We start from the raw sequence: 23,764 nt of genomic DNA, 5'->3' as shown, positions 1-23,764 counted from the left end.
AAAAGGTTAAAATTTTGGGATTTTTCTTAATTCATTTGTCTTAATTCAACAGAACATGTGGACGCGTCGTCGACAACTCACTTTATAAGGAAATGAAATGAAAAGAGTGCAGGAATGGTTCGTCGGAATCGTTATTTTACTTCTCTACATTCTCTATAGCGGATCGGCCCTCGCCCAGACGATTTGGTGGGATACCGGGATGGTGAAGCTGCGGCAGGAGAACGGAGGCGCAACCGGCGATCCGATCCCCGCCGGCGCCGATCGGTGTACCGCCGACGGATGCAGCCGGGGAGGGGTGAACCTCTCCGCGGCGAGGAATGAATTCGAGCCGTTTCAAATTTTTATCGCCGCGACCGGTCCGGCGCTCTCCAAGGTCGATGTCACCCTGACCGATCTGAGCGACGGCAAGGGAAATAATATCGCGGCACTGGCCAATGGCCGGCCGAAGAATATGGTAACCTATCGCGAACATTATCTCTCGATCGCTCCGACACGGCTCTCCTCGGTGGAAGCGAAGCCGGGGCTCTGGCCGGATGGGCTGGTTCCGAAAATAGACGAGTATTTCGGCGAGGTGCGGCGGATGCCGGGCGAGAGCACCCCCGCTTTTCCGTTCACGGTCGCGGCAGGTCGAAAACAGGGGGTGTGGGTCGATCTCTATGTGCCGCCCGGAACCCCCGCCGGTCTCTACAGCGGGAGCGCGGAGGTGACGGTCGGGGGGAAGGTCGCCGCGACGATCCCGATCCGGCTGACCGTTCACGATTTCGACCTCCCCTCCGTCCCGACCTTAAAAACCGCTTATTCGGTCGGTATGGGAGAGGCCGCTTCGGGCCATTATGGGACCAGAGATCTCTCCAACGCCCGATATTGGGAGCTGATCTGCCTCTATACGAAAGAGATGCTGCTTCACCGTCTCTCAAACAGCAACGTCATCTGGCCGGCGCCGGCTTGGAACAGCAGCCTCGGTAAAATAAACTGGTCGCTCCCGGCGATCTCAACCAGCTGCAATCAGCGCTATCCGCAGTTTCTGACCGGAGGAAACCCCAATCTGCTTCCCAATGGAAAGCTGCCGAATGCGAAGGTCGCGCGTGCGCGGCTGCGCGATGGAACGGGGCTGAGCACGACCGATGTCAACTCGGCCGCCTATTATCAGGATTACATCAAGCATATCGACAATATGGGTTGGAAGGCCCAGCTCTTTTATTTCCTCTGGGATGAGCCCCCTTATCCCTCCATCGGCGGGGTGCGCCGGTGCGATAAAAAGTACAACGGCGCGGCGAGCAGCGCCTGGCCGGGCATTTACAAGAAGGCGAAGTTTTTTAAAGATCATGAAATCGACATCCCGCTGATGGTTACCACCAGCCGGCAGGCGATTGAGGACTGTTTTACGAATCATCTGAAGGTCCCCGACTATACAAAATACCTCGATATCTGGAGCGTTCCGAATACCTGGATGAATGGAAAGCCGAAGAATGCCTTCCCGTTCAACACGAATCTTCGGAAGAGCTATGACGCGATCATCACCCCCGGCAAGGAGCTCTGGTGGTATCAGGCCTGCGGCAGCCACGGCTGCGGCGGGTCGGAGACCGGCTATCCCTCTCCGATGGTCGATCTGCCGGCGATCTACAGCCGCGTCTATGAATGGCTGACCTATCAATATCAGATCGGCTCCGCGGCAGAGGGCCCTTCCACCGAGCTCTATTTCGAGACTCTTTATGCGTTTGCCTGGCCGAGCAACGATCCCTGGGAGAACCTCTATTACTTCACCGGGAACGGGGACGGCACCTACTTTTACCCGGGCCGTCCGGACAAGATCGGCGGCACCCACCATATTCCGATCCCCAGCATTCGCCTGAAGATGCTTCGAGAAGGAATTGAAGACTATGAGTACCTTGCCCAGGTCGAGGCGAAGAAGAACCGGCAGGGGGTCGACGGAAAGGCATGGATCAAGGCGAACATCCTGAATCCCTACCTGACGGCGATCGATCCGGCCGATGGGGAGGTGAAGCTCTCCACCTACATCTGGAATAAAAACCCAGGAAGCATCACCTCTGCGGCCGGTCTTCTGAGAGCAAGAGAGGAATTGGCCAAGGTCCTCGCCTCGTCGCCCGTTTCTAAGCCGGATCAGGAAGACGGCGGGATTTCTTCGAGCGATTCTTTCGACCGGGAAAACAGCAGCAGCCTGGGAAGCATGTGGAACGTTTATCTCCCCGCCTTTGAGATCAATAGCAGCCAGGTTCGAAACCGGGATACCGCCAGTCAGGCGGCGCTGCGGAATGTCGATCTCGGTTCCGACCAGGACGTATCAGCCGATTGCAAGGTGACCGCCGCCGGCAATAGCTGCGGGGTGATGGCCCGATGGTCGGACGCCGACAATTATTACTACGTGCGGCTGGATCCCGGTCTGGGAAATGTCGCTCTCTTCAAAAGGGTGAATGGCGTCTATAGTCGATTGGGGGTTGCGGACGAGCCGATGCAGTACAACAGCTACTATCGGCTTCGTCTGGTGGTGAGGGGGACGACGCTCGACGTTTACTTTGCCGATCAATCAACTCCGGCAATCGCCGTCACGGATGGTTCATTGGCAGCCGGCCATTATGCCGGATTCCGCTCCTACGCAGCCGCCCCCTTCACCACCTACTTCAACGACTTCAAAGCGGCGACACCGTAAGGGGCGCCTTTTTGAGATGAGAGGGAAGGAGATCGGATCTTTCGATAAGCGCGTTCAGGAGGTCGGAGGAGGTTTTTAGGGGAAACCCGAAATAGACGAAGGAACGGTATTTGAGTGGTTCGGCAATCGAGTGAACGGGTGAATCGCTACCCCGCGACCTTTTCCAACTCTTTCGCCAGCGCGTCGATCCGCCCGACCGCCTTCGGGTCGAGTTTTTGGATCGACTCCCGGAGGGAGTCGATTTCAGTTTGAAGCGGGGCGAGGTTTTTCTTCTGCGTCTCGGGGGCGAGCGAGATCGCTTTGGTGATCCGCTCTTTGGCCTTTCCCGCCTGGGCCACCGCCTCGCCGAAGTTCTTCTCTTTGAGATCGTTTCGCGCCGACATCAAAAATTCGCGCGCCTCAATCAGGTTCAGACGGACGCGCATCGAATAGACCTCTGATTCGAGCCCCCGCGTCTTTGTGAACAACTCCTCTCTCAGAGTCGAGTAGCTCTTCTTGACCTCTTTGGTTCCGGCGGTGCCGTAAAAATAACCTGCGCCAAACGCGACCGCCAACAAAAAGAGGGTGAAGATCGCTCGGAGCATCGGCTACACCCCGGCTTTCTTCGGTAATTTTCCTTCCCCTTCCCGGAGAAGGCGGTTCACACTTCCCGCGGCATAGGTTCGAACCGACGCATCGGGGTCTTTCAACCCCTCCTTCAGAATCGAAAGGGCCTCCGGTCCGCCGATCTCTCCGATCGCCCGGACGACCGCGATGCGAACCCGCTGCGCATCATCTCCCATCGCTTTCTTCAGCAGCGGCAGGGCCTCTTTCCCGCCGACTTTGCGGAGCGATCCGACGGTAAAATGGCGGACCGCATAGTCGCTCTCGCCGAGGGCGGCTTGATACACCGGAAGGGAATTTTTCCCAAGGCGCTGAAGCCCTTCTGCGGCGGAGACGCGAACGATCGCATCAGGGTCCTTTAACATCTTTTCCAGCATCGGAGCCGCTCTCGGATCGCCAAGCTTGCCGAGCGAGGTGGCGGCGGCGCCGCGGACGGCGGTATCGGCATCCGCGGTCGCCTTCGCAAGCGGATCGAATTCTTCGGGGGTGACGATCTCCCCCATCGCCTCGGCCGCATACATCCGCAACGTGGCATCTTTGTCGGCGAGCATCTTGGCCAGAAGCGGGACCGCCTCTTTTCGCTTGGTCCGGCCGAGGGCGGCGGCGCCGGCGGAACGGGCCGGTCCGTCGAGCTTGGGGACACTCTCCACCACCTGCGCGAAGGCTTTCTCATCGCCGTTTTTCGCCATGGCGGCGAGCGCGAAGAGCTTCACGGTCGGCTCGCTGTCGGAGGTGAAGCTGGCCAGAAGGTTATTGATGTCCACCCCGGCGGGGACCTTCTTCCCTTCGGCCATGTCGTCGAGCGACTTGACGGCGGCGACGCGAACCATCCCTTCGGGGTCTTTTCCGGCCGCCAGGAGGAGCTTGAGCGCCTCCGGCCCGCCGAGTTGGCCGAGCGCTTCCACCGTAAAAAAGCGGACAAAGGGGGCGCCGTCTTTCAGCCCCGGCACGATCATCGGGATTTCGGCCGGGTCGCCGATCTCGCCGATCGCTTTGACCGCGGCGCTCCGGATGAAGTAGTTCTCGTGCGCCAGCGAGCTCTTGATGATTCCGAGGCTGATCTCCCGAAGGAGCGGCGGGGCGAGGTTCGGATATTTTTTCTCGACCTGATCGTAATCGTTGAACGCCCCTTCCACCTCTCCCTGCGCCATCGAGGCGAGCACTTTGAGACGATGGGCCGGAACGGAGGTCGGCTGCTTATGAATGACCGATTCGCTCAAAGCGACCGCTTGGCTGAAATCTTTCTTCTCATAGGCCGCCTCGGCCTTGGCGATCTCTTGGTCGGCCGAGCCGCTGCAGCCGAACTGAATCAGGGCGAGGCCGCAGACGGTCGATGCGATCCAGGCGAGCGAGGCGAGCCATGCGAGCCGGTGCCGTGTGCTTTTTTTCATTAAATTGAACTCCTTCGAAAATTCGGGAAAGGAAACTGTTCTCATTCGGCTATCGGCGTCGGAGGAAAGAGTAGACCAGGGCGAGCGCCGGGAAGACGATCAGCGTGCTTAACATGATTCCGGCCGGGGTGTTAAAACTGCGGACCAGGTTACTATAAAGCAGGGTCATTGTCACGATAAATCCGGCCAAGACAGTCCGATAAGCAAGCTTGTAGATTTTGGTCAAAATGCCGGTGAGGTCTTCCGAATTCATCCGGGTCCGGAACTGTCCGGTATTCCCCATCTCCAAAAAATCACGAAGGGCGACGGGGAGGTCGATCAGGGCGATCAGGATCTCCTTCCCCCGCGAGAGGAGCTCGGCGGTGAGATTCGGCATGCCGACGAACTTCTTCGCATACGGCTCCGCGATTTCGATGATGTTCAGGTCGGGATCGAGCTGCGAGCAGAGGCCGTTGAGCATGCCGGCGGTCCGTCCGACGAGGATAAAGTGGTTCGGAACCTGAAGCATCGGATAGACATGGAAAAGGGTCTCGAGGTCCCGTGCGACCTGTGTCAGGGTAATGCGCTTAAAGGCGCGCGGGGAGATGTCCCGGTAGCGGTCCATGAAGAAGCGGACGACATTTTCGACGTCGTCCATCCGCTCGGTCCGGGCGATGAAGCCGAGGTCGAGCAGCGCCCGCGCGATCCCGGGGATGTCCCGGTCGATGATCGCGATGATCATCTTCTCCATCCCCCGGTGGACGCCGGCATCGATCTGCTGCATCAGTCCGAAATCGACGAAGACGAGCTGCGGTCCCGGCCGGACGAACAGATTTCCCGGATGGGGATCGCCGTGAAAGAAGCGGTGCTGCAAGATCTGCTTCATGTACGATTCGACCAGGAGGGTCGCGACCGCTTTGCTGTCGATCCCGGCGCGGCGGATCTCTTCGATCCGGCTGATCTTGATCCCCTCGACAAACTCCAGCGTCAGGATCCGTCCGGTGGTGTATTTCCAGACCACCGGCGGGACGATGATCCGCGGGTCGGCTGAGAAGTTTTTATGAAAGAGCTCCGCCTGCCGGGCCTCGACGAAGTAGTCGAGCTCTTTGTGGACGATCTTCGAGAATTCGGTGTAGAGGACATCGAACCGGATGTTCGTCATCACTTTCTGCAGCGCCCAGACGATCCACTGCAGCGCCCGGAGGTCGGTCTCGACGATCTGCTCGATCTCCGGATATTGCACCTTCACCGCGACCCGCCGGCCGTCCTCGCGCAGCGTCGCCTCATGCACCTGCCCGAGCGACGCCGAGGCGAGCGGGACCGGGTTAAACGTCTCGAAGAGCGATTCGGGGGGGGCGCCGAACTCTTGAACGAAGCGCTCCCGGATCGTCCGATAGGGCGCCGGCGGAACTTGATCTTGCAGCAGCGAGAGGGTCTGGGTGTAGGCGTCGGGGAGAAGGTCGACCCGCGCGCTCATGAACTGGCCGACCTTAATCAGCAACCCCTTCAGCGAGAGGGCCGCCTCTTTGATTCGAACGGCGTTTTTCCGGTGGAGATCCTCCTGCCAGGCGAGCGCCTGCGTCCGCGGAACAAATGAGGCGGCGAGCCGGTGGAAAAAATAGCTGAAGAAGATTCGGGAGGCGAGCCAGAGAATCCGGAAAGCCCGGCGCCGGAGGTAGAGCTCCTCCGCAATCGGCGTCGGCGGGACGTTTACTGGATCGGAACCGGAAGGGAGCGGCTCCTCCGACAGAGGCGCCGGACCGGCGGCCGGATCGGTTTCTGTTCTGATTGTCACATCGACCTCACAGAAAAGCAGCCCATCTTAGCAAGATTGCCTTAAAGGTTCAAGGGAGAGGGGAAGACCTCGGAACCGGTCTCCCGAAGTGGCCTGCTTCAGGTCGTGGGGAGGTCGGCCCCTCCGCCGCCGCCGTTGCATCTCCAGGACGCAACAATCTGCAACAATCTGAAAGACGACCGACCTCCGCAATGCGCAGACCGATTGCGCTCGTTCGTTCTTCATCCATTTATCATCGATCATTTAAGCGTTTCGTAAGCGTTTCGCGCCGCGCGTTCATTTGACAAAAATTGGAATGTGTGCGACATTTTATACGTTTTTCGTCACTTCATTGTATCCCTTTTTGCACTATCCTTTATAAGGAGCGCCTCTCGGGTGAAGGCCATTCATCTCTTATCCAGATTGCCTTGGAAAAGATCGAGGTCCTTTTTGTCGATTGTCCCCCTCCTTTTTCTCCTTTTGCTCGCCGGCTTTTTGATTCCGCACGCCGTCTTCTCTGCGGAGACGGAGGACAGCGCCCGCTTCTTCGAAGGGCACGACTGGATGGAAAAGCATCAGCCGCAGAAGGCGATCCCGATCTTCGAGGAGGCCCTTCAAAAATATCCCGACAGCAAGGTGCGCGATTTGACCCTCTTCTGGCTCGGCCGCGCCTATGCCGAGACCGGTCAGGTGGAGAAGGGCCGCGGGATGTCGGCCGCGTTGGAGAAATCTTTTCCGGAGAGTCCGCTCCGGCCGAAGCTCGCGAAGGTTCTTGCTTCGAAAGAAGCGGCGCTGGCGCGGGCCGAGAAAAAGGAAAAAGAGAAGGAGAAGGAAAGAGAGAGGAGAGAGGCGAAGGCGGCCGCTTCGAAAGCGATCGCTTCCAAAAAGGAGCCGCCCGTTGTGGCGAAGGGAGAGCCGTCGGAAGAAAGAATCCCTTCCTCCCGCTCGGCCGCGCCGAGACAAGCGGAGGGGTTCATGCTGGTGATCCCTCAGGTGGCTGATTTGAAAATCGAGCCGGCGGCGGATGAGAAGCGGGGTTATCCCGGCGAGGAGGTGGAGTTTCCGATCGTGATCGCCAACCGGGGAAATGGGGAGGATTCATTCACCCTCGACTCGACCTTTCCGATCGAGTATCGCCCGACCTTTTATGCCGAGGAAGGGACCCGAGAGCCGATTCAGACGACCCCGGCGCTTCAGCCCGATCAATCGTTCCGGGCGCGCTTGAAGGTGCATCTCCCCCCGAACATGACTGACAATCAGAACAAGACGTTCGAGATCAAAGTCGCTTCCCGGTTCGATCGGAACAGTTTCCAATGGATCCGAAAAACGGTCGTCGCCTCGGCCCCCCTGCTGCTCGGGGAGTATCATACCGATAAAGAACATGCGCGGCCGGGCGAGGAGGTCCGCTACACGATTACGCTGCTCAATAACGGCGGCGCCGAGGCGCGCGACGTCCGCGTCCGCTACGCGTATCATCCCGCGCTGGTGTTTCTCTCCGCCTCCCCCGCGCCGGAACGGGTGGAGTCGGCCGGCCGGGCGATCTACTGGAACCTCTCCGGGATCAAATCGAAAGGAAACGAGAAGATCGAGGTCGCATTCAAGGTCGGGGATGAGACCGCCGCCGGACAGCAGATTCTCAACCGCGGCGTCTACATCGCCTCGGTCGGCGGAGAGGTGCCGTTCCTCTCGCCGCCGACTTCCGTGAGGCAGGTCGCCTCGCTCCGGCTGGAGGGGGCGAAAGAGGAGCAGCGGGTCGTCTCGGGGGATCAGATCTTCTTCCCCTTTACCTTGACCAATTTGGGGAACGGTCCCGATCAGTTTACGCTGAAGGCGGCCGGGGTTCCGTCCGATCGGTTGACCCTTTATTTCGACAAAAACCAAGACGGCCTTTACCAATCGGGCGAGCCGGAGATCGGGGAGACGCCGCCGCTCGGCACCCGCGAGAACGTGTCGATTTTGGTCGGGGTGAAGGTCCCCGCCGGCCGGGACGGGGAGCGGCTCGATGTCCGGCTGGAGGCGCAGTCGAAACAGGACGCCAAGGCGACGGTGACCGCTTCCCGCGCGCTGTTGTTGAGCCTGCCGATGGTGGTGGTTCAGACGCAGATGCAGTCGCGCGACTCTATCCCGGGCGGGGTGATTTCATACCAGGCGACGGTGACCAACACCGGATCGGGGCTGGCCCGCAATGTCGTCATCTCGGAGGTCGTCCCGCCGGAGCTGGAGTTTGTTCATGCCGACCCCGAGCCGACCGAAAAAGACGGCAAGCGATGGGTCTGGAAGATGAACGAGCTCGGGCCGCAGCAGAAGCGGACCTTCGCCGTCAGCGTCCGGATCCGAAAAGGGCTTTCGGCCGGAACGGTGGTTCAAAAGCAGACCGAGACGCAATACCAAGATCTTCATGGAAACCGGTATCCCTAACAGGATGTGAAGGCCGCCGATGTATCTCTCCTTTTTTGGGTTTAAAGAACCGCCGTTCAAGCTTGCGCCCGACCCGCGATTTTTTTTCTCCAGCAAAAAACACCAGGAGGCTTTCTCCCACATCCTCTATGGGCTGAAGGAGCGGAAGGGCTTCATCGTCATCACCGGCGAGGTCGGCACCGGGAAGACAACCCTCTGCCGGCTCCTCCTCTCCAAGCTCGATCCGTCCATCCGCACGGCCCTGCTCTTCAACCCCCAATTGACCCAGCTGGAGCTCCTCCAGAGCATCAACCAAGACTTCGGGCTCAAAGGGGAGGGCCAGACCAAAAAAGCGCTCCTCGATGAGCTCAACCGCTTTCTCCTCGATCTCTTGGCGCAGGGGGGAAACGCGCTCCTCATCATCGACGAGGCGCAACTGTTGACAACCGAATGTCTGGAGGAGATCCGGCTTCTCTCCAATTTAGAGACCGACCAATCGAAGTTGATCCAGATTTTATTGATCGGCCAGCCGGAGTTAAAAGAGACGTTGGCCAAGCACGAATTGCGTCAGCTCCGCCAGCGGATTTCGATTCTCTATGAGGTCGAGCCGCTTGATCGGGAGGAGATCGCCGCTTATATCGACTCCCGCATCGAGGTCGCCGGCGGAAAAGAGAAGATCTCCTTCGCGCCGAAGGCGATCGACCGGATCTTCGCCTTCAGCAACGGCTTCCCGCGGCTGATCAACATCGCCGCCGACCAAGCGCTTCTCGCGGCCTATGTCGCTAACACGACCTCTATTTCCGAGTCGGTCGTCCAGCAAGCGGTCGAGGAGCTGAAAAAGGCCGACGCATCGCACGGCTCCCGCCTCCCGGTACAGCGGGCGCGCCGGATCGCGTCGCTCGCCTGGGGGCTCGCGGTCGCCGTCCCCGTTTTGCTGTGGGTGTTCTTGTGGAATGGAGGCCTCTTCCCGCGCGGGCCGGCCCGCATCGGAACCGTTCAGGAGAAGACTCTCTCCGAGGTGGCCGCATCCAAAACATTGACCGAGACGATCGATTTGAAAGAGAGAGTCGGTGGGGCCCCGGCGCTTTCTTCCCAGGCCGCTTCCCCCGTCGGAAGCGTGCCCGAGAAACCGCTCTTCGATCCCGACGGGATTTTCCGGGTCGACACTGTGGCCCAAACCGAGAAGGGAGCGTATCTGACCCTGGCGAACCTCTTGAGCCCCCTCTCCCCGCAGGAGGGATGGCGGGAGAAAAACATGGGGGAGGTGCTGGGGTGGCTCCGGGAGAAAAACATCGAGGCGACCCCCCTTCCGCTCAACCTCCGAAAGGTCCTCGCTTTTAACTCGCCGCTTCTCTATTCTTTCCGGGAGGAGGCGGGGCTTCACTATCAGGTCCTCATCAAGCTCGAAGGGGAGGAGGCGCTGATCTTCGATCCATTAGAAGGAAGAAAGCGGGTTCCCCTCCGGGAGCTGACCGCCGCCTGGAAGGGGAGCGGGATCGTCCTCTGGCGCGGGCTGGCGGGGCTGGCGCTTCCCTTCCGCCGAAGCGGGCCCGATCCGGCCGTTCAGAAGATCCAAGAAGTGTTGCTGAAAGAAGGGCTTTATGTCGGACCGACCGACGGGCTCTGGGGACCGCAGACCGCGCGCGCCCTCCGCTTCTTTCAGCAGAAAGAGGGGCTGGAAGAAGACGGCCTCTTCGGAACGGAGACCCATCTCCTCCTCGCCAAGCGGTCGGGCGAAAATACTCCCTCCTTGAAATAAAATCGATTCTCGTCTATTCTTCTACATCTTCTATCTCGATCTCCCTTCACGCGCAGAGGACGCACGCATGATCCCGTTGAAAGATGACCTTCTGACCCACACCACGCCGGTCGTCACGGTTGCCCTGGTGGCCGTTAATATTATTGTTTTTTTCTATGAGGTCTCGCTCGGCGCGGGGGCCGATAATTTTATCTTCCAATACGGCGCCATTCCGTTAAACCTGGTCCATGGAATGGACGGGGGCCGGCAGGGGCTGGTGGCGGTCTCCAGCGTCCTCACCTCGATGTTTCTCCACGGCGGCTTCATGCATCTCGCCGGGAACATGCTCTACCTCTGGATCTTCGGGAACAACATCGAAGATGTAATGGGGCATGTCCGCTTTATCCTCTTTTATCTCGTCTGCGGAGTCATCGCCGCCTACACCCACGCGCTGACCGACCCCGGCTCCCGCATCCCGATGGTCGGCGCGAGCGGCGCGATCTCCGGGGTGCTCGGCGCCTACCTCGTCCTCTTTCCGCATGCCAAGGTGCTGACCCTGGTCCCGATCGGCTTCTTCATCCAATTGATCCGCATCCCGGCGGTGCTCGTTCTCGGGATCTGGTTTCTCGTCCAGTTCGTCAGCGGCATCTTCGGCTACAGCGGGATCTTCGGAAGCCAATCGGGCGGCATCGCCTGGTTCGCCCACATCGGCGGTTTTCTTGCGGGGATGGTGTTGATTTATCCTTTTAAGAAGAAGCAGCGACAGCGGCAGGGGTGGTATTAACGCTGTCTTGCTCCTTATTCCGGAAAATGCCAATGTTTTCTACTTCTCCACAATGTCTTCGCACCTGAGCCTGCAACCCTCAGCAGGGAGTATCGTTAGGCTTGGATCGAGGTGGACGCATCCGTCCTGGTCGGTATTTGATTTGAAAATGAAGTGTCTCTATGTTAGTTTGGCATAAAGGATAAAATGTTCGACGAAAAGCTCCAGATCATTTCTTCCTACACGGGTGATGCCACCCTGCAGGCCGCCCTTGCAAACCCAAGAGGCCGCCGGCTCCTTTGGCTTGAAATTCTTCTCAACGGGGAGATCCCTTAGCAGGCCCACCTTTATCAGCCGGAAGTCCGACAGGCGTATGACAAGGCGTGGCTCGGTATACACGGCTCAACACGATGGGTGAGGGGGATGTGGGGAAACGTGTTTTGAAAACGCGGCCCGGCGAGAAGGATATGCGGGAGTGTTGGATTTTCCCGGACGCGTTGAGCTTTGTTTCAGGTCAAATTAAGATGGAAGATTCTTATCAGGCTAATGAAGAGGCCACTTGGTATTTCATAGAGGGTATAGTTTTGTTTATATTTCGAATAAATCTACAAAGTTTTATGCACTATTTGAAAGATAATGTGAATTGGTTCTCAAGAAAATGTAAATTCCCTTCCCCCGTAAACTCTTCCGCGTCATAACCAGCACTGAAACTACCCCGCCGTTTCACCGCTAGTATTTTTTACTTGACTTATTTTTTATGGCCTGTTATTATCCCTTCTGATTTTATACCAGAATACTATACATCAATAAGGAATATACTTTACAAAGTAAGAAAGTCCCCCCCTCGGTTTTAGGTCTTTGCAGCTATTGCGTCACCTTTTGATTTCTTGTTGCTCTACTGAATTGAAGTGTAACTAGGCCCTAGCATTGATAGAGAAATGGGCTGGCAAATTTAGTAATCCCAACGAGCAAGTTTAAAAGTTTAATTCTTCCTCAGTACTTTCATTCCTCTTATTAGATTTTAAGGGTTAGCCGGTTCATTTGGCGAGTGTTGTCACTTCGAGTGTGCGCGGCCGTGATCTGTTTATCCACTTCTGGAGTCTTTATGAAATTAAGTCGGTTTCTAAATAGAAGCATCCAGTTCATAGTATTGGGATTGATCTGGATCTCTATTTCTCCCGCATTCGTAATTGGCGCACCAAGCGACCCCGCTCCCATACCGGATGAGGTCGTGCAGAAGATTGTTACCGAACCACGTACTCATCGAATTAACCCGCTTCCTGAAGTTTTACGTCATCATCTGGATGAAGCATCTGATCTTTTAAAGCAGATTGAGAAAATTGATCAAGAGGGAGGAGATCCTAATAAACAGGAAGTGTCCCATGAATCCAAACGGGTGTTATTGCAGAGCAAGGTCCAAGAGCTTAATGCGATTAGAAAAGAAGTTAGGGATCAGTTTAGCGAAAGGCGTGCTAAGTTAATTTCTCTTGGTTTAAGCGACAAGGCCCGAAGTTGGGACGGATTACTCAAGCAAATCGAAGATCGCTTTGATCGAATGAACAGAGCCTTAGAAGGTGTTCGAATTTCCAAAGACAAGGGACAACGTGGTAATGCTTTAGCTCGGGCGAAGTCAGAAATAAGGGAAATCCATGAAAAAGGGAGAGAGCGGCAGGTGCCTCCTGAGAATTTAGAACCTACAATTCGCCAAGAGAAAGTACTCCCTCTCCCATCCGCCTCCGCCTCTATCGGTGCGCCGCCTCCACAGTATGCTTCGTCGATGAGTTTTCCGGAAAATATATACGCAGACCAATACGCTTTTTGGGGCAAAACTCTTTTGGTTTCTAACCCTCCGGCTACCCCTCCTGACGCTATCACCAACTGCAGTTACACGAATGAGGATCTTCTTACAAACTCGCAGGCGGGATCGGAAGTTCAGGTGACCCCGGAGATTCAAGCCCTAGCAGAATCATTAGCGTACTCCCCTGTTAAGATTTACCAGTATGTCTCCAACAATATCAAATTTGAACCTTACTATGGCTCTTTGAAGGGGGCGATGGGAGCCCTGGTCAGCGGAGGAGGGAGTTCCACCGACCAAGCATCCTTGCTTATTGCTCTTTTGAGGGTCTCTAATATTCCGGCACGCTATGTAAAAGGGGAAATTGTACTTAACGATGATCGTGGGTTACGCTGGGTGGGCGCAAAGAGCTATGATGCTGCTTATTCAATCCTGGCGGTGGGAGGAATTCCCATTAGCTCAGCAACATCTACGGAGGTTCGCTTTATCCATGTTTGGGTGGAAGCCTGTGTTCCTTACAGCAATTATCGAGGCGCAGGGACGGATATCACCGGGAGCCGGTGGATTCCGCTTGATCCCAGTTTTAAAGACAAGACTTACCAGGCCGGCATTGCCACGAATGTAAGCTTCGATTATAGCAGTTATATGGCTTCTCGCACCCAGACATTACCTTATGAAAAATACCAGGAACAGGTAGAAGCCCAAATCAAAACGATCGGTCCCAACTTCAGCAACAATACAATTCAAGATGTCGGCTATATCGGAACGCAGAATCCCAGCAATATCGATATTCTTCCTGCCTCGTTGCCCTATAAGGTTCAGAGCTTCAGCACGTGGACACAGGGGGGTGGATCGGAGACAGCCAAAGTCCCTGACAGCCATCGCTATAAGTTCAATATCATTCCAATGAACGCCTATGAGTCTCCTATCTCGGACACTGTAACATTGTTAATGCCCGATGTGGTGTTAAAGCGGATTACCCTTTCATTTAAACCGGCGACTTCCGCTGACCAAGCGGCCTGGGATAACACATGGGATAAAGACTTTCTGGGCGCAATGCCCAATATTGATGTTGTTTCAGTCGTTAAAGTTGAAGGGGTGGATCAAGACACGGGCGCCCATACCTCTGTCAAGTTGGGTGATTTTACAAAATTAAAACTGAGCATCACCCTGGAGGAGTTTCGTAACACGAGTCAGGTCAATTATGTGACTTATACCAATATCCGAGCGGGAGGATATCATGCGCTACAAGGGTATGCCTTTCAGGCTTCTGATCGATTGTTGAAGGAACGGTCAGCACAACTGCTTAACGCTGTGCGAACCACCCCCGATGATAAAGACGCGACTGTCGGAGAGTTCCTCCATCTTTCTGGTTTGAAGTACATGCGTCACTTTGCTGATGCCATACATATTGTAGCCGAAATAGATGGCGGTTCGGGGCAAAGCGGCAATCATATTGGATTGACTTCCTCCGACCTCAAGGTGCAATACCTCTTTGACATCCCTTATGCCATCTATCCAGGAGAATTAGTGGTGGATGTTATAGGAGGTCAGTCTCGTAATGTTGACATTACTAGTGGTAGTGGGGTTTGGAAGACGTTCCTACTTAGCGGTTATGCAGCCTCGGCCTACGAACACTATATTTGGCAGGAGAATGCTCGGCTGGATGCAATCAGCGCCGTAAAAGGGATACAGATTGCCAGGGAGAATAATATAGAGGTATTAACATTGACCAGTGCAAATTGGGGGGCCGGTGATCAAAGCTGTAAACTCAATAATAGTTGCAGTAATACAGCATTGAATACAAACCCAACGGGTCTTAATTACAGTACAGGGGCGATTTCTAGTATTAAAGGCCGTATTGATAATGGGTATACGGTTACCATCCCTCGTCAGTTGTTCCAATATCAGAATTGGACGGGTTATGTATATATTAGGGAAAACCAGGCATTGTCTGCTGCAGGGTTTTCTATTGATGGAAGCTACAACGGGGGATACACCGTCGGTCCTCCCGTCTCGGTTACAGGTGGATCCGCGCCTATTTATAACTCCGACTCGACAGCTCCGAGCACTGTTAGCAATAATTCAACCACCTTTACGAACTCCACCACAGCATCCAACGGTATTAATTCCAACACAACGATTTCGGGTGACCCGGTGAATATGGTCACTGGAAACATGTACCACAACGAGCGGGATATTTTTATTAAAAGGCGCGGCCTGCCTTTAGTGTTTGAGCGCAATTACAATAGCCGAAATCCGGTAGACGGTCCGCTTGGCTTTGGTTGGACTCACAGCTTCAACCACTACTTAAAATTCATTGAGAACTCCGGAGGTTTCTACAAAGTCAGTTGGACGGATGGGAGCGGTGGAGAAAAATTCTTCAAGGTACCGGTATCCGGAAGTACCATCCCCACTTTAAGCATCTTTACTAACCCGTCGGGGGTTTTTGTGGATTTTCGGCGAGCGGCCAATGGCACCTATACCATCCGAGAGAAAAATGGTCTTACTTATACATTTGAAAATCTGGATGGCTCGGTCATTGGGCAGAAGCCCAAATTACTTAACATAAAAGATCAAAATGGAAACACTTTGACATTGGGATATACCAATGGCCTCCTCTCCTCCGTTACGGATGACTTGGGAGCATCTTTAATCTTTTTTTATACGGGGAGCCGGATTTATCAAGTCAAGTATGGGAGCTCGACACATCAATATGAGTATGACGGTGCCGGTAATTTAGCGACTTATAAAAATCCCCTCGCTTTGGCTGGAACGCAATCTCCGTTGACTTATACTTACTACAGCGATTCTCAGCTCAACCATGCTCTGAAAACGTACAACCTTCCCAAGGGAAATGGGATGACCTTTGAGTACTACATGAATGGCAAGGTCTTTAAACACTATAATACACTTGGGGAGACGACCACTTTTACCTATAACGAGTTTCGGCGGGAAACAGTTTCTGTTAATGAACGAGGATTCACCCGGAGATTCTTCTTCGATGACAAGGGAAACCCTGTCAAAATTATAGAAGAAAACGGGGCGGAGCGAATCTACACTTATGATTCATCGATGAATCGCATCACTTCCCGCGATCCCATGGGCAACACCACCCAGTATGCTTATGATGCGACGGGAAACGTCACAACGATCACAAATCCCTCCGGCAGCACGATCCAATATAGCTACTTCAATGCCTTTAATCGGCCCGGCAAGATCAAAGATGCCAATGGCAACTACACGCTGCTTAAATACGATTCCAATGGAAATGTGCTCCAACGGATTGCCCTTAAAAATGGCATCGGCGCGTCAATCGATCCAACCACCTATACGCCGGTTTCTTCGGACGTTGTTGCTTGGACAATCACGACCTATAACACATGGGGGTACCCGTCAACCGTCAAACAGGTGCGAAATTTTGCTACACAGGTTGGTCCGACTCAGGAGTATCAATACTATGAGGGGAATTTCCTCGTCCTGAAAATTACTCGACGCGGCGACAAAAATGGTGATGGAATTATCAGCTCAGGGGAATTCGATGAGTCCAATAATCTGAACTATGATTACTTTGGACGCGTCAAGTTTGGTTTAAGAGGAGATTGGTATCCGACGCAGTTTAATTATGACGCAGTCGGTCGAGTGATTCAGGGCAGCGATGTGGTGGGACAGCTGCGGGACTATACCTATGATGCAAATGGCAATCCCACGGGAGAAATTCTAACTGTAAACGTGAACGGTGTTCCGACCCGTGTGGACCAGGCCGCTGCCATTTTTGATTTCTCGGACAGGAAGATTATCGGCATCGGAGCCGGAGGAGGGGTCTCGGCTTTTCAGTATGACATGGCCGGGAATTTGGTTAAAATCACCAACCCCGATGGCTATACCCTCGGATTTGATTACGACCCGAACAACCGTGTCATCAAGGCATACAACGAGCTGGGTCATGCGGTGACTCGTACTCTCGATTTGGATGGAAAACCAAGAAGCATTACCGATCCAAATGGAAACACCATCAAATACGAATACTACGGGCCGGAGCGGGACGGACGCTTAAAAAAACAGATCGATTCATTAAACCACACCACCCAGTTCGACTATGACGCCAACGGAAATGTAACCGTCGTAACGGATCCGCTTAATCGGACCACGACAACCTCATATGGTGAACTGAACCGCCCTGTCCGAATCGTCGGCCCGGTTTTCACTGACCCCACGTTGGGGCAAATCCGTCCGGTCACACGGTACACCTATGATAATCTCGGCAATCTGCTTACCATCTCTGCAGGTAGAACAGATAACACAGGAAATAGTCCGAATAATGATGTTGTCACTTTGCAAATGAGCTATACCTATGACGACTTTGGAAGAAAGCTCAAGGAAACCGATCCGCTCGGTAGAAGCCGAACCTTCACCTACGATATGTATGGCAATCCAGAGACAATCACCGATGCCAAGCAACAGACAACGCGTTATGCCTATGACTATGGACATCAGCTGTCGGAAGTTGCGGTGGATCCCTACTCTGACCCTGCAATCAGATATATTCGAAATCAATTAGGGCAGATCGTCCGGATCGAACATCCTGACGGAGACCTTTCGTACTCTTTTAATTCCGCCCATCGCCTTAGTCAAGTAATTGACCGACGGGGTAATAAATCTTTGGGATACGAATATAGTCCCGGAGGGCTTCTCAACCGGATGAAGGATAGCGATGGGAATTACACTGACTATCTCTATAATCCGATCGGCCGCCTCAGCGGCGTTTGGGCGCCAAATGGTGATTTGGTGAGCTATGTGTATGATCCCGGAGGACGGCTGACCGAAAAGTGGTTCCCGAATGGAGTAAACACCCGCTACACCTACAATTCAGACAACACTCTCAAACAGCTCATAAATCGAAGTCAGTCCAGCACGATTATTAGCCAGCATGACTACACGTACGATGCCGTCGGCAATCGACTCACGCAGAACGAGACAATCGGCGCAACCACGACTCCTTACAAGTATGTCTATGATGAACTGAGCCGGCTGACTGAAACTCGAAATAACAGCACGAATGCCCTGATTGAGGGCTATACCTACGACGTGCTTGGAAATCGAAGGACGAAGACGGATGGGGCCGACACGAAGGTCTATATTTATAATGCGGCCAACCAGCTTACTGAGATTCATCAGGGAAGCGATACTGGTGCTCTCCTGGCAAGTCTGGTCTATGATCTCAACGGTAGCCTCGTTACGAAAACCGAGGGGGCGACGACGACCAGCCTCACCTATGATGTGTTCGATCGGCTTACACAAGTGAATAAAACGGGAATTGCAACTCAGAACTATGCCTATGATGCGAACGGAAGGCGCATCAAGAAGGTGGTCGGTAGCAGTGTGACACAATACCTTTACAATGGTCCTGATATTGTGGCGGAGTATGGTGCTACCTGGACCTCCGCCCAGGCAACCTACGCGCATGGCCCCAACATGGATGATCCGATTATCCGGGCGACGTCTACTACGACTCAGTATTACCATCAAGACGGGTTAGGAAATGTCGTTGCGGTAAGCGATCCGACCGGTGCAACCACGGGGCAAGCCCGATATGACGCCTGGGGGAACACTCTTTCCATCACGGGTGCGATTCCGCAATATGGATATACGGGGAGAGAGCCGGATGAAACTGGGCTGATTTATTACCGGGGCAGGTACTACGACCCAAGCATTGGGAGGTTCACTCAGAGGGATCCGATTGGGTTGAGTGGAGGTGTGAACCCTTATACCTATGTGAAAAATAATCCCATTAACTTTACTGATCCCTGGGGGCTTTCTCCTCAAAGTCCTGCACAAACCATGACTGCGGTAAGTGAGACCAGTTATTATCAGAGTTCTGTCAGTTCTATTGCCGTGATGGGTATGACCTCAGCATCCCAGAGCTTGGCAGATTTGGCCCCATCACTGTCTATACCAGAACTACCAACCATGGTAGAGGTCGGCGCAGTTGCTTTGGAGGGAATTCAAACTATTGCAGGGGCAGCTGCAGCGTTCATTACCGCCCCAGTGACTGTGGGTGTTGCGATAGTTGGCGGAAGTATATTTTACCCGTCCACGCCAAATAATGGCGAGGATATGATTCCGACCACTCATTTTACGGAGGGAGGTACTGGAGGTCCAAAAGCTGGAAGTTCCGGGGGACCTGGTTCCAGTCAAAGATTCCCTGAATCCATCAAAGACCAGGCACGGCAAGAAAGTGATAACAGATGTGTCTTCTGTGGTGTAGAAACTACTCGAGAACCAGGGCCGAATCAATCTAATATCGATCATGCCGACCCAGCCTCCCGTGGTGGCAATAATACGGTAGATAACGCACAAAATACATGCAGGACTTGTAATCTCGATAAACGCACAAGTACTACAGAGGAATATCTTAAGAGAAGAAAATGACAATACTTCATAGCCATGATCTTTCCGGAAACGATAAACAGAAACTCATTAAGATTTGGTTTGCATTAGAAAAGGGTGTCGAAAAAAGCCCCGCAACAGAAACAATGTGGGCTAAAGAGGTTTCGAAGGGCCAGTATTGCATACTAAATAGCCCATTTTATGTTTATGGTGTGAGCAAGGATGATGTGGTTTTCGGAGAGTATGTTGGAGACATAATAAGTTTTTCTGGAGTTGCTGCAAGGGGAGGGCATTCAACTTATCGGATCTTCCTTGCAGGTAATCTGAATAAGTCCAAATTTAATGAGTATTGGGAGCCTATAGAAGGATTAGGATGTACGTATGAAGGTGCAACAAGCCGATTATTGGCTATTGATGTGCCTCCTGCGGCAGATGTATATAAGGTTTACAACCTTTTGGAAAAAGGACAGGCGGATGGAATATGGAATTTTGAAGAAGGTTTTTGCGGCCATCCTCTTTCTAAATGATCTGTCTTAATGCAGTAGAAAGAAACATATTTGTAATCACTCAATACAATATTTTAAGTGCCAATGCTCTTTGCAGGAGGACTAATGCCTTTCTTTTCTCGGGTTGTTTTTTCTATCTGTGCGCTTTTAGTTCTGTGTTCAAGTGCACTTGCAGCTACCCAAGCACAAATCGATGCGGCCCGGAATAAGGCAATTGCGTGGTTAATTAATCACCAAAATGGAGATGGGAGTTGGAGGACTAATTCGGGTTTGGAGGTTGCCACAACCGCGGAGACTCTGCAGGCGCTGGCGAATGCGGGGATGAAGGGCTTTCCTTATACAGCGGGGGTGTCTTGGTTGAGCAATACCAAAGTCGGCAGCACCGATTCGCTCTCTCGAAAGGTACTGGCCCTTCAGAAGGCTGGGTTAAACGTTAATAGCTATCTTGATCTTCTGGTTAATTGGAAGAATACACAAGCCACATGGGGTGCTTACGATCACTTCGATACCAGTTTCCCAGATACCCCCCTGGCACTGAGCGCCATTCGCGCCGCCGCTTATACCTATCCCGGTCAAGATACGGATTTGAGCACCGCCCTTAGCTGTGGAATTCTTTTCGCGCAGAAATCCGACGGAAGTTGGTCCTACATCAATGCAGGGGCTTCGCCCCCATCCTCTGCGGTCGGAAGTGGAATTCTGCCGACAGCCTTAAATGTCCTTGAAATTAATGCAATTAAGACAGCCAAGGGATGGACCAGCGGGTACTGTGGCTCAACTTATTATCTTCAAACAGCCATTGATAATGGTATCACTTGGCTTTTGACGAAAAGAAATGGTGCCGATGGCGGATTCGGATTCAATAGCACAAGCACTGTGCTCGATACTGCCATCGTCTATCAGGTTTTAACAGCGCTTCGGCCCAACGATGCCGCCACGGGGGGAGCACTCGATTATTTGATTACGCAGCAGAACACGGATGGAAGTTGGCAAGGGAGTGCATTCCTGACATCGATGGTGCTAAAGACCTGGCCAAGCACCGTTCTCGCGGACACCGATAAAGATGGAATTCCCGACAGCGTGGAAGCGATCTTAGGGACCAATCCCAATGTTCCTGACAGCCGCTGGCTTGCCCGTGGCAATGGACAGAGCGTTTCCGGCGTGACCGTGTCGATTGTTACGGCAAATTCTATCGTCAATCAAGGATTCAATTATGCGCTTCCAAACAACGGCGGGACAGGCCCCTATGTTTGGATGATCCTTTCAGGGAGTTTGCCTCAGGGGCTGAGCCTCAATAGCGTAACGGGCGTAATCAACGGATTGCCGACCACGGCAGGAACCTATGATTTTATTTATAACGTTACGAATGCCTCATCCCAATCCTCCATGATTCCAGCGACCATCACCGTTCTTCCCATCGTTGATCAGACATGGGCGCGAGGTCAGTCCGGCGTTTGGAGCACCCTCATGCCCGACGTGCCTAAAAACTCAAAGGTGGTCACCGATTCCTCTGGAAATATCTATGTAACCGGATCTGGAAGTTTCTATGACACTGGCACGAGTAGCTTTGCTCAAAATTATCTGACGACCAAATATGATTTAGATGGCAATCAGCTTTGGAGTGTCCAATACGACCATGGATTTCAAGATGAACCGGTGGATATCGCCGTGGATAATTCGGGAAATGTTCACGTAACAGGTTTTAGCTCTAATGGGACAAATGATGATTATGCAACTGTAAAGTACGATGCAAATGGAAATCCACTATGGGGAGCGGCAGGGGCCCGTTATGATTTTCTGGAGGACTTGGCGGCCGGGATTGCCTTAGATGATCTAGGGAATGTTTATGTGACGGGTACTAGCTCCAATCAAACCGACAATTATGATTACGCAACAATGAAATACGATTCAAATGGAATTCCACAATGGGCCCCCAATCAAGCTCGATATAACAATGGGGGAGACGACAAGGCGGTTGCTATTAAAACTGACAGCGCAGGGAATATTTATGTCACCGGTACGAGTTCAAATGGCCAGAACGATGACTTTGCAACGCTCAAGTATGACCCAACCGGAAATGCACTCTGGTCCCAGGCGGCCCGATATGATTACGGAGGAACCGACCAAGCGGTTGCCATGGCGGTGGATAGCATCGGGAACGTTTATGTCACTGGGGTCAGTTCGAACGGAACGAAAAGTGGCTATGCAACCATGAAATATGACACGAACGGAGTTGCACAATGGCCCAATAACCGGGCTCGGTATGACATTGGATGGTATAATCGACCCGTTGCAATCGTAGTAGACACCGAGGGAAATATTTATGTAACCGGTTCAAGTAACATCGGACTCTCGGGTGGGATCGCACAAACAGAGGATTACCTGACTGTTAAGTATGATTCGAATGGAAATCAGCTTTGGGTGCTCCGATATGATAGCGGTTATATCGATATTCCCTCTGCCATTGCAATTGACGGGGCAGGATATATCTATGTCACAGGGACGACTTGTTATGGAAGTGACAGCCAGGGATGTAAGATCCAATATACGACATTGAAGTATAGTCCTACTGGAGAACAGATCTGGGCTGCGAATTACGTCAGTGCAGTGCTGGGCGGTTACGTCAGTGCAGAGCTGGGCGGTATTAATATTTCAACGTTTGACTCAATCCCTCCTCCCGGTTTGGCAGTGGATCGCAATGGAAATGTCACCATTACTCTGAATGATGGAAGATTGGCCGCCGACTTTACCACGGTTCGGTATGCGGTTCCCCCAGCTCCCGGAGGGCTTAAAGTCGTTGACCATCCTGACGACGCGGGAGGGGTGCTGGATTTGACATGGATTCCCTATATCAGCCCAAAAATAACCCAACAGAGGATCTATCGAAGCACTCAGTTCGGCGGACCTTATACTCTGATTGCGACCCTAACCGGTAATTCTGCAAATAGCTATTCGAATACTCAATTGGTAAACGGAACAACTTACTATTATGCAGTACGCTTTTTTGACGGAAAGAACGAAAGTGCAAATAGCAATATTTCATCGGGCGTTCCTCGTTCAAATAGTGCTCTCCCCACACCGTCTACCCTGGTGGCGAATGCCGCAAGCTTAACCCAAATCAGTCTTACCTGGACAATTTCGAGTCCGAGTGGTGTACACCATTATGAGATAGAGCGGAAGTTCAATAATGCTCAATATACGACCTTTTCAACGACAACCACGACGACCTACGTAGATAATAATATCAATGGAGGTGTGACATACGTCTATCGGGTTCGCGCGGTCGATTCGGCGGGGAATACTTCCGGATACAGTAATGTCGATTTAGCGACGACCCTCCCTTTTACAAACGATCCGATCGTAAGCTTCTCTGAAAACCCATCTGCGCCAACAATAATTAAAGCGGTGCACTTTATTGAACTATTCAAGGCTGTGAATGCCGTTCGTAAAACCGCAGGGCTCGCACCATTTAGTTGGTCAACAACGGACGGCCAAGGGAACCCAATCTTACCGCCCGCGCAAGGGAACCCTATCCGGGCCCAGCATGTCATTGATCTGAGAAATAAGCTTAACGAGGGTTTGACCGCACTGGGGCTCACAGCTCTGAGCTACACCGATCCTACGTTAACCGTTGGCTCTACTTTTGTGAAGAAGGCCCATATCCAAGACCTTCGCCAAGCGGTGAAGTAGGGAGCATTCAATAGTTCTATGAAGTCGAGGTATATGAACGGAATGATCCAGTTCGTAAGAAGTTCATGCGGGC

Annotated in this window: 10 protein-coding genes; 7 read left to right on the top strand and 3 right to left on the bottom strand. The window is 53.2% G+C overall.

From position 1 onward, the window contains the following. The first annotated feature begins 97 nt into the window (after positions 1-97). The gene (locus HY282_15155; protein ID MBI3805086.1) at positions 98-2,668 is read left to right on the top strand and encodes a DUF4091 domain-containing protein; all 2,571 of its coding nucleotides are present in this window, start codon (positions 98-100) and stop codon (positions 2,666-2,668) included. Between the two features lie 146 nt (positions 2,669-2,814). Here HY282_15155 and HY282_15150 read toward each other — a convergent pair whose 3' ends face one another. From HY282_15150 to HY282_15140, 3 genes are read right to left on the bottom strand one after another with little or no spacing between them, the layout of a single operon-like run. Further along, positions 2,815-3,252: a hypothetical protein gene (locus tag HY282_15150; GenBank protein MBI3805085.1), complete on the bottom strand. Its 438-nt coding sequence runs from the start codon at positions 3,250-3,252 to the stop codon at positions 2,815-2,817. Positions 3,253-3,255: 3 nt separating this feature from the next. Then, on the bottom strand, positions 3,256-4,662 hold the full coding sequence (locus tag HY282_15145) for a HEAT repeat domain-containing protein (protein ID MBI3805084.1): 1,407 nt from the start codon (positions 4,660-4,662) through the stop codon (positions 3,256-3,258). 49 nt (positions 4,663-4,711) lie between these two features. Then, on the bottom strand, positions 4,712-6,436 hold the full coding sequence (locus HY282_15140; GenBank protein MBI3805083.1) for an AarF/ABC1/UbiB kinase family protein: 1,725 nt from the start codon (positions 6,434-6,436) through the stop codon (positions 4,712-4,714). A 429-nt stretch (positions 6,437-6,865) separates the two neighbouring features. On the opposite strand from HY282_15140, the gene HY282_15135 reads away from it, so the two are divergent. From HY282_15135 to HY282_15110, 6 genes are all read left to right on the top strand, one after another. Continuing rightward, positions 6,866-8,833, top strand: a complete 1,968-nt coding sequence (locus tag HY282_15135; GenBank protein MBI3805082.1) for a DUF11 domain-containing protein — start codon at positions 6,866-6,868, stop codon at positions 8,831-8,833. Between the two features lie 19 nt (positions 8,834-8,852). Then, positions 8,853-10,571, top strand: coding sequence for an AAA family ATPase (locus HY282_15130; GenBank protein ID MBI3805081.1), 1,719 nt, complete (start codon positions 8,853-8,855; stop codon positions 10,569-10,571). Between the two features lie 67 nt (positions 10,572-10,638). Continuing rightward, on the top strand, positions 10,639-11,334 hold the full coding sequence (locus HY282_15125; protein MBI3805080.1) for a rhomboid family intramembrane serine protease: 696 nt from the start codon (positions 10,639-10,641) through the stop codon (positions 11,332-11,334). Positions 11,335-12,418: 1,084 nt separating this feature from the next. Further along, a complete protein-coding gene (locus tag HY282_15120; GenBank protein MBI3805079.1) occupies positions 12,419-19,540 on the top strand; it encodes an HNH endonuclease in 7,122 nt (2,373 codons plus the stop codon). Further along, positions 19,537-20,025, top strand: coding sequence for a DUF4265 domain-containing protein (locus tag HY282_15115; GenBank protein MBI3805078.1), 489 nt, complete (start codon positions 19,537-19,539; stop codon positions 20,023-20,025). Before HY282_15120 ends, HY282_15115 begins: the two co-directional genes overlap by 4 nt. 84 nt (positions 20,026-20,109) lie before the next feature. After that, positions 20,110-23,691, top strand: coding sequence for an SBBP repeat-containing protein (locus HY282_15110; GenBank protein MBI3805077.1), 3,582 nt, complete (start codon positions 20,110-20,112; stop codon positions 23,689-23,691). Positions 23,692-23,764 lie beyond the last annotated feature (73 nt).

Source organism: Candidatus Manganitrophaceae bacterium (assembly GCA_016200325.1).
Lineage (GTDB): Bacteria > Nitrospirota > Nitrospiria > SBBL01 > Manganitrophaceae > Manganitrophus.
The sequence above is the reverse complement of the archived record's forward strand: the minus strand, read 5'-3'. Positions and strand labels throughout refer to the sequence as shown.

What these genes read in the sequence shown, in the direction of transcription:
- HY282_15155 (MBI3805086.1), top strand. Translation starts at nt 98, where the DNA reads ATGAAAAGAGTGCAGGAATGGTTCGTCGGAATCGTTATTTTACTTCTC.
- HY282_15150 (MBI3805085.1), bottom strand. Translation starts at nt 3,252, where the DNA reads ATGCTCCGAGCGATCTTCACCCTCTTTTTGTTGGCGGTCGCGTTTGGC.
- HY282_15145 (MBI3805084.1), bottom strand. Translation starts at nt 4,662, where the DNA reads ATGAAAAAAAGCACACGGCACCGGCTCGCATGGCTCGCCTCGCTCGCC.
- HY282_15130 (MBI3805081.1), top strand. Translation starts at nt 8,853, where the DNA reads ATGTATCTCTCCTTTTTTGGGTTTAAAGAACCGCCGTTCAAGCTTGCG.
- HY282_15125 (MBI3805080.1), top strand. Translation starts at nt 10,639, where the DNA reads ATGATCCCGTTGAAAGATGACCTTCTGACCCACACCACGCCGGTCGTC.
- HY282_15120 (MBI3805079.1), top strand. Translation starts at nt 12,419, where the DNA reads ATGAAATTAAGTCGGTTTCTAAATAGAAGCATCCAGTTCATAGTATTG.
- HY282_15115 (MBI3805078.1), top strand. Translation starts at nt 19,537, where the DNA reads ATGACAATACTTCATAGCCATGATCTTTCCGGAAACGATAAACAGAAA.
- HY282_15110 (MBI3805077.1), top strand. Translation starts at nt 20,110, where the DNA reads ATGCCTTTCTTTTCTCGGGTTGTTTTTTCTATCTGTGCGCTTTTAGTT.